General features: G+C 51.2%; 6 protein-coding genes and 1 pseudogene. 2 read left to right on the top strand and 5 right to left on the bottom strand.

Features of this window, described 5'->3' with window-relative positions; all coding sequences use genetic code 11:
* Window positions 1-683: 683 nt before the first annotated feature.
* Window positions 684-1,610, top strand: a complete 927-nt coding sequence (locus tag ACGF49_RS18840) for an Rpn family recombination-promoting nuclease/putative transposase (RefSeq protein WP_387492270.1) — start codon at window positions 684-686, stop codon at window positions 1,608-1,610.
* Window positions 1,611-1,739: 129 nt separating this feature from the next.
* Window positions 1,740-1,976, top strand: a pseudogene (locus tag ACGF49_RS18835) (ISNCY family transposase); the annotation flags it as partial.
* Between the two features lie 207 nt (window positions 1,977-2,183).
* On the opposite strand, the gene ACGF49_RS18830 reads toward ACGF49_RS18835, so the two are convergent.
* The 5 genes from ACGF49_RS18830 to ACGF49_RS18810 all read right to left on the bottom strand — a co-directional run bounded on the left by ACGF49_RS18830 (window position 2,184) and on the right by ACGF49_RS18810 (window position 15,805).
* Complete coding sequence (locus tag ACGF49_RS18830; protein WP_113044146.1) at window positions 2,184-2,477, bottom strand: LCI fold-containing protein; 294 nt, start codon at window positions 2,475-2,477, stop codon at window positions 2,184-2,186.
* A 390-nt stretch (window positions 2,478-2,867) separates the two neighbouring features.
* Window positions 2,868-10,046: a TcdA/TcdB pore-forming domain-containing protein gene (locus ACGF49_RS18825; protein WP_387492266.1), complete on the bottom strand. Its 7,179-nt coding sequence runs from the start codon at window positions 10,044-10,046 to the stop codon at window positions 2,868-2,870.
* 91 nt (window positions 10,047-10,137) lie between these two features.
* Window positions 10,138-12,297, bottom strand: a complete 2,160-nt coding sequence (locus tag ACGF49_RS18820; protein WP_387492263.1) for a type I secretion system permease/ATPase — start codon at window positions 12,295-12,297, stop codon at window positions 10,138-10,140.
* Entirely contained in the window at window positions 12,297-13,685 is a 1,389-nt protein-coding gene (locus ACGF49_RS18815) for an HlyD family type I secretion periplasmic adaptor subunit (RefSeq protein ID WP_262978138.1), read from the bottom strand. Before ACGF49_RS18815 ends, ACGF49_RS18820 begins: the two co-directional genes overlap by 1 nt.
* The gene (locus ACGF49_RS18810; protein WP_113044133.1) at window positions 13,664-15,805 is read right to left on the bottom strand and encodes a peptidase domain-containing ABC transporter; all 2,142 of its coding nucleotides are present in this window, start codon (window positions 15,803-15,805) and stop codon (window positions 13,664-13,666) included. Before ACGF49_RS18810 ends, ACGF49_RS18815 begins: the two co-directional genes overlap by 22 nt.
* Between the last annotated feature and the right edge of the window lie 896 nt (window positions 15,806-16,701).

Here is a 16,701-nt window from a genome sequence, read left to right as displayed (position 1 = left end):
TGTTTATCCATTTGAATTTTTAGGAGTTTTCTTTCTTCATTGTTACTGTTATCCAAGTATCCTCTGGCCGAAGGATTTCTTTCGTAAAATTCATCTAAAGCATCCATAATGAGTAACCTGTTGTTTTGAATTTAGCTTAAAATAGTATTATGCACTAAAAATATACAATTGAAATTATAAGTCAAGGTTTATTTTTACTTGTAAGAATACTTTTTTAGTATGTTTTAAGACGTAGGATTATTAGCAAAATCCGTTATAAATTTTCTTCAATGAAAATATTAATTCTTCATTTATTTTCTGGATATATTTTTTCATTTAAGAAAAGTATGATGTAATTATTTTTCTATAAATTAACATTTTGGTTTTTTTCGATGCTTGATAAGTTTATTGTTATTGGCGTAAATATAAGTAATCGATATTTTGATAAAGTGGTTATTGCGAATACAAGTTAAAAACTCATTTAAATGAATGGCTTTCATTGAGTAGTTGTTGTAAATATAATGTTTCCTTATTTTTTCTTTTTTGGTATTTGATTCTTTAGGCTCTTCTATTAATGCATTCGGTAAAGATCTACCTGAGGAAATATGGGAAGATGTTTTTTGTAACTTGGTTGCAGGTTTTCCAGAGATATTATACCTTGACAATGAGTAGTAATGACTACCTGATAAGAAGAGAAACGGATTGTGGCAAAGAAAGAAAAACGGCCTCACCATGACGCATTATTCAAACATTTTTTAACGCAGCCCGAAACGGCCAGGGAGTTCTTATCCCTTTATCTGCCCGAAGAAATCCAGTTGTTGTGTGATTTAGCCACATTGAAACTGGAGCCCGGCAGTTTTGTGGATGAGCATTTACGTCAACTGCACAGTGATGTTCTGTATTCGGTTGAAACGGCCCGGGGGCAAGGTTATATCTATTGCCTGATTGAACATCAATCCACCCCTGACCCATTGATGGCCTGGCGGCTGATGTATTATGCCATGTTAGCCATGGCGGCTCACCTGAAAAAAGGCCATACTGAACTCCCTTTGGTGGCGCCTCTGCTGTTTTATCATGGTGAGGTTCGGCCGTATCCTTACTCAAACCGGTGGCTGGATTGTTTTACGCTCCCCGAACAGGCTGCTCGCTTATACCGCCAGGCGTTTCCGTTGGTGGACGTCAGCGTGCTCAGCGATGAAGAGATCCTGACACATAAAGGCGTTGCCCTGATGGAGCTGGTGCAAAAACACATCCGCTGCCGGGATATGCAGGAATGGCTCCTCCAATTGGTGGAACTGTTGAATGCAGGGTATAATACAACCGAGCAGCGCAATGTGGTGTTACGCTATATTTTACTGAATGGACATACGCTGGATCTCTCACATTTTGTCCATCAACTGATTGAACAATCTCCGGAGCATGAAACGATGTTGATGACTATTGCAGAACAGCTTGAACAAAAAGGGCGCGAGCAAGGTATCAAGCAAGGTATTGAACTAGGCCGAGAAGAAGGCCGAGAAGAAGGTAAACTGGAAACGGCTCGTGCCTTATTACGGCATGGCGTGAGTTTGGACATTATTGTCACTAGTACCGGACTGAGCCGGGATAAAATTGAAATGTTAAAGCATTAAATTAATCTTCTCTTTCACAGTAAAATGCCGATATTCAAGATCGGCATTTTTGTTCTTATTCAGGATGATGGCTATACAAGGGACTTTTACGTTTTCCCGGCGAAGCTGAAACCGGTCAGACTGAAGTAACAATCTCCGGAGCATGAAACGATGTTGATGACTATTGCAGAACAGCTTGAACAAAAAGGGCGCGTGCAAGGTATCAAGCAAGGTATTGAACTAGGCCGAGAGGAAGGCCGAGAGGAAGGTCGAGAAGAAGGTAAACTGGAAACGGCTCGTGCCTTATTACGGCATGGCGTGAGTTTGAACATTATTGTCACCAGTACCGGACTGAGCCGGGATAAAATTGAAGCGTTAAAGCATTAAATTAATCTTCTCTTTTATAGCAAAATGCCGATATTCAAGATCGGCATTTTTGTTCTTATTAATAGCGTTTTGAAAGGCAGTAGGAAAAGGTTAATAAGGAAAAATAAGAAATATTATTATTCATGATAAAAGCAAAAACCTCGTTATTTTTAACGAGGTTTGTCAGCGGTTTGGAAGCCTCTAATGAGGCTTCTCGGTAGAGTTTTATTATCTTCTACCTTCATATTTACCGACATGATAATTTGATCCACAATTATCTAATTTTTTTATACCTTTAAAGTACCATGTAATCCCATTCTCTGTATATTTATTAGAAAAAGAAGATTGACCACCATTTTTAACAACATATTTAGTATATATACGCGTGCTATCGTTATAGGATATAGGTGAATTATAACAGTTGCTCCAATTAATATCTACGTTTGCTGATGCAACCCCAATTCCTCCAGTTAATGCAATACCTGATACTAATGCTCCGACTACCAATAATTTCTTGAACATAAAAATACCCTCTTTAATAGTTTTATAATTTGCATGATTTAATAACTTGCACATTAAGTGTATCGCTTTTATAAAATTTGTCAAAATTTTGAAGTTAAAAATATTTATTTTAATCTTGTTAATGTTAGGATTTTATTTTATAAAATAGGAAAGTATTTACTGAGGAATATAAAGCCATATGTAATAATACATGCTAAATCATCACATGGATTATATTTCAGTTTTAAAATCTGCTTATATTTTTCATTTTAGATTAGAAATCTAACTTCTTATTTACAAAAGCTCCTCCCTCAATATTAAGAGTCCTCTGTCAATTAGACAGTTTCTAAAAGGCACAACTAAACGGACAGAAAGGGCATTTCGCCCCTTCTGCTGCTTCTCGTGTGACCTTTAAGAGATCAGTGATGACGTCAGCATAGCCTGCGAAGCTGGACGGATTTGCGGTAGGTGGTCGCGGGCACCACCGGTATCAGGGAACGAAGCCATAGCCCCACTCAGCTTCACCAGGCTCGGCCCCTCTGTGTCCGGGACAGCGACAACGGCATGGGTTGTGATGACGGGTTGCTTGCTGGCCCAAGACAGTTCCATCAGACCTTCCTTGGTGTAATTCCATTGGGTAAATCCCTCGACCAGGTGGTCCACGTTGATCACCGACGAGGAACCTTCCAGCTCGATTTGCAGATGCCGATGGGACATAGCCTGACTGTCAAATACCTGACGCACTATCAGGGCCGTTCCGTTGCTGGAATCGGTTAACATCAAGTCGTCATCGTGGCGGTTCACCAGGATGCTTTCCGGATCAACCAACGGTAGGATCAGGCGGTCTAAGGCTTGGCCCTGGTCGTCGTTATCGATGACTATCGTACGGTAATGGGACCATATCGCCCGGCTGAGGCGGTAGGTATCGCTATCGGTGCCGCCATGCAGTACCACGCTGTCGACACCATCAATGAGCGGTGGCGTCAGATCGTCCTTGCTGTCCTCTACAACCCCGCCTTGAAGTAGAAGGGAAGAACCGATACGCTCCACGCTTGTGAACCTATTGAGCATCTGTGCACTGCCGTCCTTGATTTGGTACAGAGCTTGAGTCATCGGGCTGTACACATATGCCGTCTTTTCACCAGCGGCGATCCCCACAAAGCGCAGATTGTTCGAGACAGGGATTCCATTACCCCAAAATACCTGACCGCTGTCGATATCGAACCAGCCTAGTTCCTTGTTGTCCTGCAAGGTCAGTATCCCTTTGGCCTGCCACTGGTCGGCGAGTTTGGTGAGCGCCTGTGGCAGTTGGGTTAAGTTGTTTTGTTGCCAGCCTTTGTCAACGCCAACTAGCTGTAACTCGCCGTTGTTGGTTCGCAGCAAGATTTCGCCCTTGACCGTGATCAGACGTATGCCGGTATCGACCTGTCGCGCTTCCTTGAGATGCAACTTAGGTGTCAACTCACTGGCAGTAGGAAGTCGCGCCGAGGCGCTAAGTATCAGATTGGCGCCGCCAAAAGCCGTGGCTAACGCATTCGCGGTCATGGCTGGTTGGCGATATAGCTTGCCGCTTTCGGGTTCGAAGAGCCGCGCGGAGGCGCCATCTGTTTCGAATCCCAGAAATTGCAACGATTTGCCCTGTAGTGCCGCTGAAGCCACCACTACTTGGCCGTTGTGGTACCACACCGGCAGCAGGCTATTGCCGTCGGTGCCCTTGACTCCAAACACCGCCAGAGTGGTAGTGCTGTCGGTGATGTTAGCCAGATCCTGCCACCAGTGGGTACGCCCCTTGAGCCAATGCTCGTTAACCGCTTCATAGTTAAGCTGCCCCTGCGCGTCGAGCCGGGCCACACGCCCATCTTCGGTGATGGCGAGCAGGCTTCCGTTCAGATTGACCAGATTAGCCAACGCTGGCGTGTTGATGCGTAATGCGCTGGGATGGTTGGCGTCGAGAACCATCTGTCCGGGGCCTTCCTGACGGAACAGAACTTTTTGTTCCTTGCTGTAAAAGAAGAACACTTCCACTTCCTTGCCGCCGGGCTGAGGCATACTTTCCGCTAGCACTAAGTCGGCCGGGATCGGCCAGGCACTGTGGGCCTGTTCGTGTGCTTCGAAGTGCAAGGTCCGATCCGCCGGTGGTGCCAGATTCGGTTTGATCAGCGTACCATCGCCGGTGCGTATCCAGTAGAGATGTGCCACGCCAGCCGCATCCACGCCGAACACCGTGACCAGCGCCGCACTGGTCGGCTGGATCAACCGTGCGCCCAGCGTATACATCGGAGTTTCACGTTGAATGCTATTGTTCTCGTAGCCTTGAAGTATAGTTTTGAGCTCATCACTATGCAGGCCGGTACGGGCCGAAAGCTGGAGGAGCGCATCATCACCCACCGCACTGACCAACTCCATTCGGTCACCGAGGAGCCGATAGCTCAGTTCAGCTTCCTTCCCTTTTAGCTGATAACGGCGCGCCAGATAGACCGCATTCCCCTCTTGCCATAGCCGACAGATCTGGCCTGCACTCTGGTTGAACCAAGGCTCAAACTGAGCGTCGACCTGTCCCGTGGCGATGTCTACCCGCCATGCCGCCGCATTATCGGCGTCGTAGAAATAGGCATGGTCGCCCATCACTGCACCCAGTTGTGCATGCCTGGCTTGTTTGTGGGGGGTGTCGGTGAACAGCATGCGGTCTTTGGCTACGTCGTAGAACGCCCGGCCGACATTTCGCTCGTTGTATCTGTAGTTCTCCACCACCACGTACTGCCCGTGCAACTGATGCGCCTTGGCTAGATCGCTCAGATGCTGCTCGATGCTATGGCCCGGCACCTGCCACTTGCTCGCATCTTCGCTTACCACCTGAGTTGTCAAGTTGGAGAAGTCAACTTCGCGCACCTCGCCCTTGCAGTTGACTACCAGCACTTGCTCTTTCCGATCTGAATCGAGTTCGACCACCACTCCACCAACGACCAGCCGGTTCTTCGACACACTGATACTGTCACTGGCGAGCTGGCTGCTGTCGATGATCCAGCGCGACGGCGCACTGCCGACCAGATTATGCGGGACATCGCTCGTGAGCTTCACGTTGGCGCTTTCGTTCAGCCCGATCAGGTACTCGCCACCGGCACCCTTGATCTCGTAATGCAAGTAGCCATGCAATTCCTTGGGTAGCTCGGGCACTATCAGTTGCCGGTTGCGCTGGTCGAGCACCACTTCGATTGGTGTCGCCACATACTCTTGATGAATCCTACGAATCGTCACCTCCCCCGGAAAGATGTAGAAGTCGTAGTCGAACCGCTTATCCTCTTCAAGCCTGCGGATCACATCAAAACCGGCATCATGACGCGTAGTTGCGCCAGGGAGCTGCATGTATTCGTAACTGATGAAGGACTTTGGGGTACCGGGCAGGATCAGCACATTGCTGTCGCTGTGGTCGAGTTTGTGGGAAACGTCCTTGTAACCAATTCCACTGCGCACCTCGATTGCTTGGCTGCGGTCATGGACCATCTTTGGAAAGTCGCCGATCCAGAAGAAATAATTGATTCTTCCTGAACCGGTAAAGCCCGAATGGGTGCGGTAAATGTACTGACTGTCGAAGTCGATCTGATTCTTGCGCAGATCAAGGGTTTTAATCACAGCCCCAGCCAGGGGCACCAGCACTTTCTTTTCGTTGTCATACCGATATCCATTGCCTTTATAGGCATTGTCGAGCGTGTTGAAGTAATGGCCTACCGCCTTGGCATCCTCGGCAACCGCACCAAAGGCTTGCGCCAGTGCCGTAAAGCCCACTGCGAGCCCGCCAAGGATCACTCCTCCAGAACCGAGCACAGCGCCCGCTGTTGAGGCACCGACCAAACCAGCCCCCACCCCGGCTGTACCAGTGACGAAGCTAGCCGAGTCGAACGCAAGCTGGGTACCGAACACCGCCTTCTGAACATCGTTCTCAGCGTGGGCCAGCTCATAAGCATCCAGGCCGACCATAGCGCCGCCAAACAGTACGCCTGCGCCTTCATTGACGGTGTGCCCCAGGATGGAGGTAAAGTCCTTGAGTGAAGTTTCGGCGGCCACCACTTCGCCGCGCAACGCCGTACGCACCAGTTCGCTGACTTTAGTCACGTCCTGTACGCCACTGTGAGCCATCTGGACAAAGTTGATGTAGCTGTGGACCTTGAGCGCGGTGGACAGATCAGGCGAAGCGATCCCACGTGCCGCATCATTGCGGTTCTTGTCGGTAAACCATTGGATCAATGACTGTATCGCAAACCCGGCGTTTAGCCCATCAACTGGAGCTGCTTCGCCGATACCACCTTTGGGCTGTATCTGGCCGTGTTCGAAGGTGAAATGTTGGCCTAGGGTGAGCACATGTTCATCGACAAAGCGGCGGAATTCGATAAAAGTGGCATCGCCGCTGCTCACCCAACGGGTCTCCTCGGGTTGGTCGCGATTGATGAACTGGATTCGATAGTGGCCTTTGCCTTGGTCCTCGGTATTGCCAATCACTGGCATCCAGCGCTGATCAAGGTTGTTTTCTTGGGCGATCCGTGTACTGGCCTCGGCGAACCTTGATCCCCACTGTTCGGCATCGAGGGTCGCCAATGCCGTGTGCAACCGGGTGTCCTTGGCAATCCGTACTTGGGTGTTAACCGCTTGCTCAACCTGCCGCCGTTGCTCTATGACCGTAGTGAGTTCATCGGGGCGAGTCAGGTCGGCCACGTTCAGATCGTTACCCACCGGCACTTTTGCCATCTTACTGGCATCGATCTCCACCAAGTTGAAGATAGGGGTCAACTCGCCGCCAAGCGAACCGTAGTGAGCGGCTAGCTTGCGTCCCACCAAGTGGTGCTTCATGGCTTCGAGGAAGCGGCTTGTATTGTTGAAGGCAAAAATTCCGACATTCGGATCATAGAAATAGTAACGACGTCCTTCGAGTCCGACCATACTTCCTACCATCATCGAGTGATTTGGGGTATTGAGCGCGAACGTCGAGGTCTTGGTCGCCTTTTTCAGCAGGGAAACCACTTCGGACAATGTAACCTGTCCCCTTGCTGTTGACGCCTGTACGGCCTCAACGTTATCGGAGTGCAATTTGATCAGACTGTTTTTCAGCAGCGTGGAATTGTTTGCGTGGGGATCGGCGGCAGCCAGGAAGAGTTTTTCCACCAGACTGTTGATACCCGCTTCGCCGCTGTTAGCCAGCGCCACCGCCATCGCTCTGACCAAGGGGTAGCAACGGCCGCCGGACTTGTCGCCGACCAGCGACAGGTAAAAGTCCTGTGGCACCAGACGGTCGAAGCTACTACCGGCGCGATGAAAACCCTCGCTGTACACTGCCGTCCACTTCAATACTTTGTCGATGTACTCTGCCTGGCTGGTTTCAGTAATGTGAGCACTCAAGGCACCTTGCTGCTCAGAAGTGAGCTGGCCTTTGAGAAACAGGATCTTCATCTCCAAGGCTGACATCCTATCGTACATCCCAGGGATGCTAATATCGCGGAAGTTACGCTGACCATCGGTAAACGTGGTGCCATACACACGATGTTGGTAAGCTTCGGCGATCGCATAACGCTCGCCCACGCTACTGGTATGCTCCGGTCCACCGTTCTGGATGGGCGTATTGTCGATCCGCACTACGGCAGCCATGCCGTCCTTGGACTTGATCTGCTGCCATAACCAGCTTTGTTCGACGAAGCCCGCTTCACGCAGAACCGTATCGTATTGCGCCTTGTAATACTCCAGAGTGATATTAATCTGTTTTATCTGTTGGTCGATCAGGTTGTGCTGAGAGGTATTGCGTTGCTCTTCATAGAGTTTGCTTCGTTTGTCTACTAGCTGCTTGATATCCGCGTTGATCCTATCGTCAACCTCGGCATGTAACTGAATCCACGCGGCAATTGCTGGATGATCAGGAGAAAATTCACCCTCTGTGTATACACCATCGGTGATCCCTTCGACTGACACCCCGAACTGGGCAGCGACTTTCTTTAGTTGTTGATGAACCTGCTCGCGGTAAGTGGCGAATTGAGCTTGGTTGCGTTTAACCACTTGGCTGTCCGCGATCTGGATCGAGAGCGGTTCTTCACCGCCGCGCAGCTTTGTCCAGCTCATCTGGCCGTCTTGCTGATACTCCTGGCGCTGGAACACCAATTGCCATTCACCATTGACATACTGCATGTACGCCACGGCGAGGCTTTTGGTGGTAGCAGCTACCCGGTAATCTTTGTAGTCCACTGCCATCACCACGTTATCGTATAGCAGCGAACTGTTGACTCGGCCGTCGTGATAGACCCGGTAGGTATTGGCATCAAGGCTGGTCACCACCACCGAACCGCCCGATAGCGTTCCAGTAAATAGAAAGCTCTCCGCGATCTCATGCTTAGGAATGTCTACGTAGGCTGGTGATGCATTGGCCTGGTCGGCGCTGTCGTAGTTGAGAAAATATGCTGGTATGTTGTTAACGCTTGTTGCTACATCATCATTAGCACCTCGATCGGTGTATTCGAGCTCGTACAAGCCTGATCGGATTTTCACTAGCTGGGCGTTCCCTTCCGCCGGGAGACTCCCCGACTTGATTAATGTCTCGGCACTGATGGTGTTGGATTTGGCGAATAACACAGGATCGGCGGTGAACTGATGGATGTCGGCGCTGCTCTGACGAGGCTCAAAACCGCCACTCATGGGCACCAGCTTCCCCTTGAGCTCGCTATCCCGTAGTGCTTGTGAGAGCAACGCCGGAATGTGTACATCGTATCCGCGCGTCTGCAAGGTATACGTCAGGGCTTTCTCGATTGGAATATCGGTAAGTAAGGACTGTGTACCCGCTGCGGCAATCAGTTGTGCTCGGGACTGACCGTGACTGCTCGATCCACCCTCGGCTGTTTCAGAGTAGGAAATGCCTTTGCCCACGCGATACATACCAGTCGGGGTGTGTTCGACAAAGGCTGTCGCCGGTAACAGTTCGCTAAGCTTTGCGCTGATGGTTTGAGCATGCTCGACCCCGGCTCTGGAAAGGTAGATCACGGCTTGGTCGGTACGGCTGCCCAGATTTTTCGGCCCCATGATCTTGGCCTGTTCCAGCCAGCCGCGATTGTCATCATTGAACAACTGGGGCAACGCTCGGGCAAGTAAGTTGAAATGCGCCTTGCTAACGTTGATGGTCAGCCGCGCACCAAGCTTGCCGCGGGTGCCATAACGTTGCGCAAAATCCTTGGGCAGCATCCGGAAAGCTTCGGCATTGCCCAGGGCGTCATCCGTTTGCGAAGATAGCGCTGTTTTCTCATTGCCTTGTACCAAGATGTCGACTGTCGTGATGCGTGTCGTCAGTGTCTTGATATAACTGACAAATGCCTGTTGCTCGCTTTTGTCGAGGCTACTGATGCCGACCGGTCTGTCATTACTGTAGCGCCAATAAGCGTTGCTCTCCAGCGCCCGTTCCAGCATTTTCTGTTGCTGGAGCAATTCGGGACTCCACTTGCGACCATTTTCACGGAACCCCTTCTTGATCTCTTGAACCAGCATTTGGATTTTCGGTTTGCTCCTCATCTCTCTAAAGGTCGCTTGCGCGGACGCGAGCAGCGATTGATAGCTGTTACTGGGCATAATGGTTCTCCTTAGGAAAATCCTACTTTGGTATTTATGGGTTACAACATTGCAAGAATGGTTATGGCGGACACGGTTGGCCGCCTGTGATCTAAAAATCCTTCATCTGCAAGGTCCACAGTCGGGCATAAAGCCCGTTCAAGGCGAGCAGTTGCTCATGGCTGCCCTGTTCGATCACTTGACCTTGGTCGATCACCAGAATTCGATGGGCATGGCGCAGGGTATTAAGGCGATGGGCGACGCTTATCACTGTGCGGCCCTGTGCAATGCGTTGTAGGTTGGTCATTACCGCCGCTTCCGACTCGTAGTCCAGGGCGCTAGTGGCTTCATCCAGTAGCAATATTCCCGGATTGGTCAGTAGTGCTCGGGCTAGGGCGATGCGTTGGCGTTGCCCCCCGGAGAGTTGACCGCCACGCTCGCCGACTTGGGTCTCATAGCCTCGGTCCAGCGCCTTGATAAAACTGTCGGCACCGGCCAAAGTCGCGGCTTCATACACTTCCGTATCGCTGGCCTGGGGCCGACATAAACGAATGTTCTCGGCGATGCTGCCAGCAAACAGCACGCTTTCTTGCAGCACGACGCTCATGTTGCGGCGCAGTGCCACCGGATCCGCGATTGCTAAATCTATCCCATCCACCAACACCTGGCCGTGCTGAGGTACATAGAGGCGCTGCAACAGCCGAGCCAAGGTGGATTTGCCCGAGCCGGATGGCCCTGTGATACCGATGAATTCGCCGGGATGAATCTCGATATTGAGGTTGCGTAACACCTCCTGACCATCCTCGTTGTAACGAAAACGTACGCCTCTGAAACTCACCCCTCCCTGTAGCTTGGGTACGGAGGCCAGGCCGCCACTGCCACTTTCCCCCTCCTCATCAAGAATGTCGCCAATCCTGCGCATCGAGATCAGGGTATGCTGGAAATCCTGACAGACTTGGGCCAGACGCAGAATCGGCTGGGTCACGTGTTCCGAGAGCATGTTGAAAGCGACCAGCTCCCCTGGGCTGAGTTTGCCCTCCATGACTAGAGTAACGCCCCACAGTAGTAGCAGGGCGGAGGTTAGCTTCTGGATGAGATCGATTCCCTGACCAGCCAAGATCCCCACCACTTTGGCGCGGAATGAGGCGCGGACGAAGGCAGATAGTTGCCGCTCCCAGCGGTGTAGGAAGCCAGCTTCGGTGGCGTTGGTTTTGATGGTTTCAATGCCAGTGACTGACTCGGTAAGGAAAGCGGTGTTGTCGGCCCCTAGCTCGTACTCTCGCAATACCCGGGCACGCAGTACGGGCCCGACACCTAGCCAGAACAGGAAGTAGAGCACGAGAGAACCGAGCACCAGCCAAGTTAGCTCGGTGGCGTAGGAGAACATCACGGCGACAAACAGGCCGACGAAGGCCAAATCCAGCACCATAGTCAGCGCTGAACCGGTGAGAAATTGGTGGATCTGGTTCATCTCGCGCACCCGGGCGATGATCTCACCGGTCTGACGCTGTTGGAAATAGCCCATAGGCAAGGCCATTAGGTGCTGATAGAGGCGGCCGGAGAGCTCGGAGTTGACCTTGCTGGCGAAGTTGGTGAATAGCCAGGAACGAAGGAAACCATAGACGGGTTCGAACAAAGCCAGAGCCAACATGGCGATTCCTAGCACTTGCAGGCTCGATAGGCTGCGGCTGACCAGCACCCGATCGATCACGTTCTCGAACAGTATGGGGGTCACTAAGGCGATCACCTGTAGCATCAGAGACACTAGGATTACGTTCCTAAACTGGCTGACATGTTTGCGGATGGAAGGCACGAACCAGACGAAGCCAAACCGCTGCCGTTTCTGCGGTTCGGTCGCCTCCGCCAGCAGCACGGCGCTGCCTTGCCAATGGCTAGCGAAGAGGGTTCGGGGATAGCGACATATCTTACCCACGCTTGGCTGATACAAGGTAATGAACTCGCCTTCGACTCTCTCTAGCACCTGCCAGCCCTGTTCCGTATCCAGCAGGATAGGAAGGGGCAGGGTATCGAGACGGCTCATATCTGTGGAGATGTGGCGTGCCCTCAAGCCGATCCACTGGGCGCAGCGGCATAAGTCCTGGCTATCTGAGACCCCTTGGGGGCGTCCGAGACGGTGGCTTAGTTGTTCCGGTTCCACCGCCAAGTTGAAATGGCGGGCGGCATGGGTCAGGGCCAGGAGGCCGCCATCCGCTACCGCCTTAGACGCGTCGACGATGATCGGTTCCGACAGAATAGATTCGATGGTTGACATTATCGTTCCCTCAATGCTTCGGACTGGTACTGTTGTAGTGGGCTGAGTAGGTAGTCGATCACCCGCCGATCACCGGTACGGATTTCCGCGGTGACACTCATGCCTGCCTGTAGCGGTACCTCATGCTGGTCCACTGCGATAGAGGAGCGCTCCATCTGGATCAGGGCGGGGAATACCAGACCTAGCTGCTCATCCTTGACCGCATCCTTGGAGACGTGGGCGACCTTACCCCGTATAGTGCCATAGCGGGTATAGGGAAAGGCGTCGACCTTAATTTCCACCAGCTGACCGGCGTACACGAACCCCACATCTTTGTTCAACACCATCACTTCGGCTTCCAGAGAGGTATCATCGGGCACGATAACCATTAGTTGCTGGGCCGATTGCACTACGCCTCCCAAGGTGTGGATCGCTAGCTGCTGCACTACGCCGTCAACCGGTGCCCGCAGGCTTTGCAGCCGCCGCCTCTCGCCAGCCTTTATCAACTGTTGTGTCATGACCGCGATAGCGGTCTGAGTTTCGTTTAGCTGGTCGTAATATTCCCGGCGGGTCTTGGCCAGGTAGCGGTCCCGGCTCTCTTTCAGTACCTGATATTGCTCCTTGAGGACGGTCAGCTCGGCATGCTGTTGAGAAAGGGTGCGTTCGATTTCCAGCTTCTCTTTCTCTTGCTCCAGTAGCTCGACTTTGGGCAATAGCTGGCTGGCAGCTAAGGTACGACTGGCTTCAAGGCGCACTTTGATATTGGTCATCAGCTTTTCCAGCGCGGTGATATCGGCGTTACGTGCACTCTGGCTCGCTTGGTTGACGCTCATCTCGCTGTCCAGGCTTTCTAGATTGGCGACCACCTCTTTCCAGATACTGATCAGGTGCTCTCTGGCTAGCTCGACCTGTGCCTGTGGCATACCTTCCTGTACGGCGAAATGCTCAATGGGGGTATCGGTTAGCAGGGCCTGTAGTCTAGCCATCTCCAGCCGCTTGAAGTTAAGCTGCTCCTGTAGCTCCTTTAGCTCGGCCTCGACTCCTATGGGGTTGAGTTTGATCAGCAGATCCCCAGTCTTCACCCTTTGTCCGTCACGCACGTGAATCGCCACAATCTCGCCGGCTTCAAGGGATTGGATCACTTTAGAGTGGCTGGACACCAGCAGCCTGCCTGTCGCGTTGGCATGGATGTCTAGGCGACCGATGATGGACCAGAGTAGAACCACCAACAGAAACAGGGTCAGCGCCATTGCCGTGCACCTTGCCCAAGGCGCGGGAGGTCGTTCAACGATCTCCAGGTAGCCGGGCTGAAACTCGTACTCGTCGCGGGTGCGCTTCGTCGTTTTGGGCGCGTTACGCTCCCGCTGCCAAGCCCGGAGGACGGTTTTTAGGTGTTTCTTGAATGACATGGCTCCGTCTCCTTTCGTAATTCCTGTTGCATCTGCCACAGCCTGGCGTAGCAGCCGCCCTTGACCAATAGTTGGTGATGGTTGCCTGATTCGGTGATAAGGCCCTGCTCCAAAGTGATAATGCGATCGCAGTGACGCACCGTGGACAGGCGGTGGGCAATGATGATGACGGTGCGCCCTAGCGCGATCTCGGCCATGTTGGCCTGGATCAGCGCTTGGGATTCGTCATCGAGGGCACTGGTCGCTTCGTCGAAGATCAATATTTTGGGGTTAGCCATCAGAGCGCGGGCGATGGCAATGCGCTGGCGCTGTCCTCCCGATAGGGAACTGCCGGCCTCGGCCAGTACCGTGTCATAGCCCAGAGGTAATTGCAGGATAAAGTCATGTGCGCCGGCCAGCTTGGCGACGGCCATCACGTTCTCCAGCGAGGCGGAGGGGTCCTTAAATGCTATGTTGTGGCGTACGCTACGGTTGAACAGGTAGTTCTCCTGTAGTACCACCCCAATCTGGCTGCGCAGGTAGCCGGGGTCCAGTTGGTGTAGGGGAGTGCCGTCGATCAAGATCTCCCCCTCGTCCGGAGCGTAGAGCTTCTGTAATAAGCGGGCCAGCGTACTCTTACCCGAACCGGAGGGACCGACTATGCCCAGGTTCTCGCCGGACCTGATATGCAGGGTAACCCCCTGCAACACCGGGGCTTGATGGGGCTGGTAGCGGAACACTAGGTTGCGTATTTGCAGATCACCGGAGAGTGGCTGCTGAGGACGGATGTTCCCCTGCTCCTGTTCGACGGGCAGGTTGAGTATGTCACCGAGCTTGTCGACGGCGACCCGGGTTTGGACAAACTGTTGCCACAGGTCGATCAGTTTGGTGATGGGTTGGTTGATGTGGGACACCATCATGTTGAAAGCGATCAGTTGACCTATGGTGAGTTCCAGAGAGATCACCATGTTGGCGCCCAGCCAGATGATCCCGACGCCGGTCGTCTTCTGTAGTAGCATAACCGCGTGGCTGATGAAGCTGTTGAGGGTCTGAGTGCGGAAACCGGCTTCGACCATGCTCGCGGTTTGGGATTCCCAGCGCCGTTGCATCCTGGGTTCTACCGCTAGGCTCTTGATGGTTTCAGCGCCGCTGACGGACTCGTTCAAGAATGAGGTATTGAGGGCAGCCGTTTGGAACTGTTGTTCGATGCGTTGTTGCAGTGGTTTGGAGCTCAGCCAAGCTAGCAGAAAATAGAGGGGCAATACCGCCAGTACCATACAGGTTAGGGACGGCGATAGCCAGGCCATGACCCCGAAGAAGACGAAGGTGGAGGCGAGGTCCACGCTCAGGGTTAGCATGGAGCCGGTCAGGAAGTCACGAATGCTATCAAGCTCCTGCACCCGGGTGATGATAGCGCCCACTTGACGGTGTTTGAAGTAAAGCAGGGGCAGGCCGAGTAGGTGCCGGAACAGCTTGATCCCTAGGGTGATATCGATGCGGTTGGCAGTGTGGGCAAAGAGGTATTCGCGTAGCCCCCGGAGCACCACCTCGAACAGCCCGACCACTGCCAGCACTATCACCAATACGTCTAGGGTCGACAACGCTTTGTGCACCAACACTTTGTCCATCACCACTTGGAAAAACAGAGGAGTGATTAGGGCAAGTAGCTGAAGCATCAGGGAAAAAAGCAGCACCTCGCCGAGGAGGTGGCGATGGTGGATAAACGCGGGTATAAACCAAGAGACATCGAATCTGAGGGAAGCTTCCCCTAACCGGATCACCTCTCCGCTCCATCTGGCTGCTAGCTCGTTGATGGAGAGTATTTCGGGTGAAACGGCATAAGGAGATTGGATCAGGGCCTGATCAGTGGAAAGGCGCGCTAATACAATAAATCCCCCCTGTTTGTCGCGAAAGGCTAGGGGCAGCAGCTTGGGAGTCATTTTGGGGAATTTTAAACGGCATAATGCCAGATCAACATCATGTGCCTTGCCGTACTCTTTTATCGCAGGTTTCAGTTTGTTATGGGGGAGCAGAGGCTGTGGTTCCTGAGCCTCACCTTTAGCTAATTGCAACAATAATCGGCAACAGTTAAGCGCAGATGACAATGTATCTGCATCGGCGGATATATTTTCCCTATTCATTGTAATTTTCCCTTACGGGATTCCATTCTCACGTTGTTAATATAGAAAAGCCTTTCCGCAAGATGATGTATTGCAGAGTCAACTAATAATAATCGGTATTAAGAGCATAGGCTTTAATTTAAATATATGTCATTTTCATAGGTGGGCGCAAGCTAAAGCTAATAATAATTGCGGTCAATTAATCAATATTATCCTAAAAATGTTAATTGGGTGTTGCTAATTTATTGTTATTAATCTGGGCATGGTATTCAGTTTATGAATATATTGAATTGATGCCAGATATATCCGTTTTTATTTTTTTTGGAGAGAAAGAAGTTAATAGAAAAATATGGGATATAATTGTCATGAATGATATTTTTCAAATTTTTAACAAATTTATTAAAGTCATGAATGACCCTTTACCACCCACTCAGAATGTGAAGAGCATTCTCCAGACATTTACCTCCAGTGACTCATTCTGGTGTAAGCGCCTTGCTGTTTTGCAATCCCTTAGTTACCTTTCGAAACAGGCCGGAGGGTGAACAGAACCCAACTGGGTATTATATCCCGCAAATTTGTGAGCTGATGTGATCCCAAAAATTGGGAGCAGATCGAGCGTTATCAGTGACTTTGTATCAGAATTTTCTCCCGCTATTTCTTTTGTGCCGGATGAAAAGTCAGTGCCTTTAAATATCGATCTGTCGTTAGGTTGGGCACAGGTAATATCTGATACTTTGCTTAAGTTAATCGCTATTCCGGGTGACCACTTTAGTTTATTTATAGGTTATTTAGTCAAGTTTTGCTATTGGAATTTAATCTAATCTTATTTTATTTTTTATGAATTTTCTTTGCTATATATAAAAATATGTTTCATTGTTATTATCATTAATTATTAATAATAATTAATGTAAAGTTTA

The sequence above is a fragment of the Photorhabdus sp. RM96S genome, from assembly GCF_042879335.1.
Taxonomy (GTDB): domain Bacteria; phylum Pseudomonadota; class Gammaproteobacteria; order Enterobacterales; family Enterobacteriaceae; genus Photorhabdus; species Photorhabdus kayaii.
The sequence above is the reverse complement of the archived record's forward strand: the minus strand, read 5'-3'. Positions and strand labels throughout refer to the sequence as shown.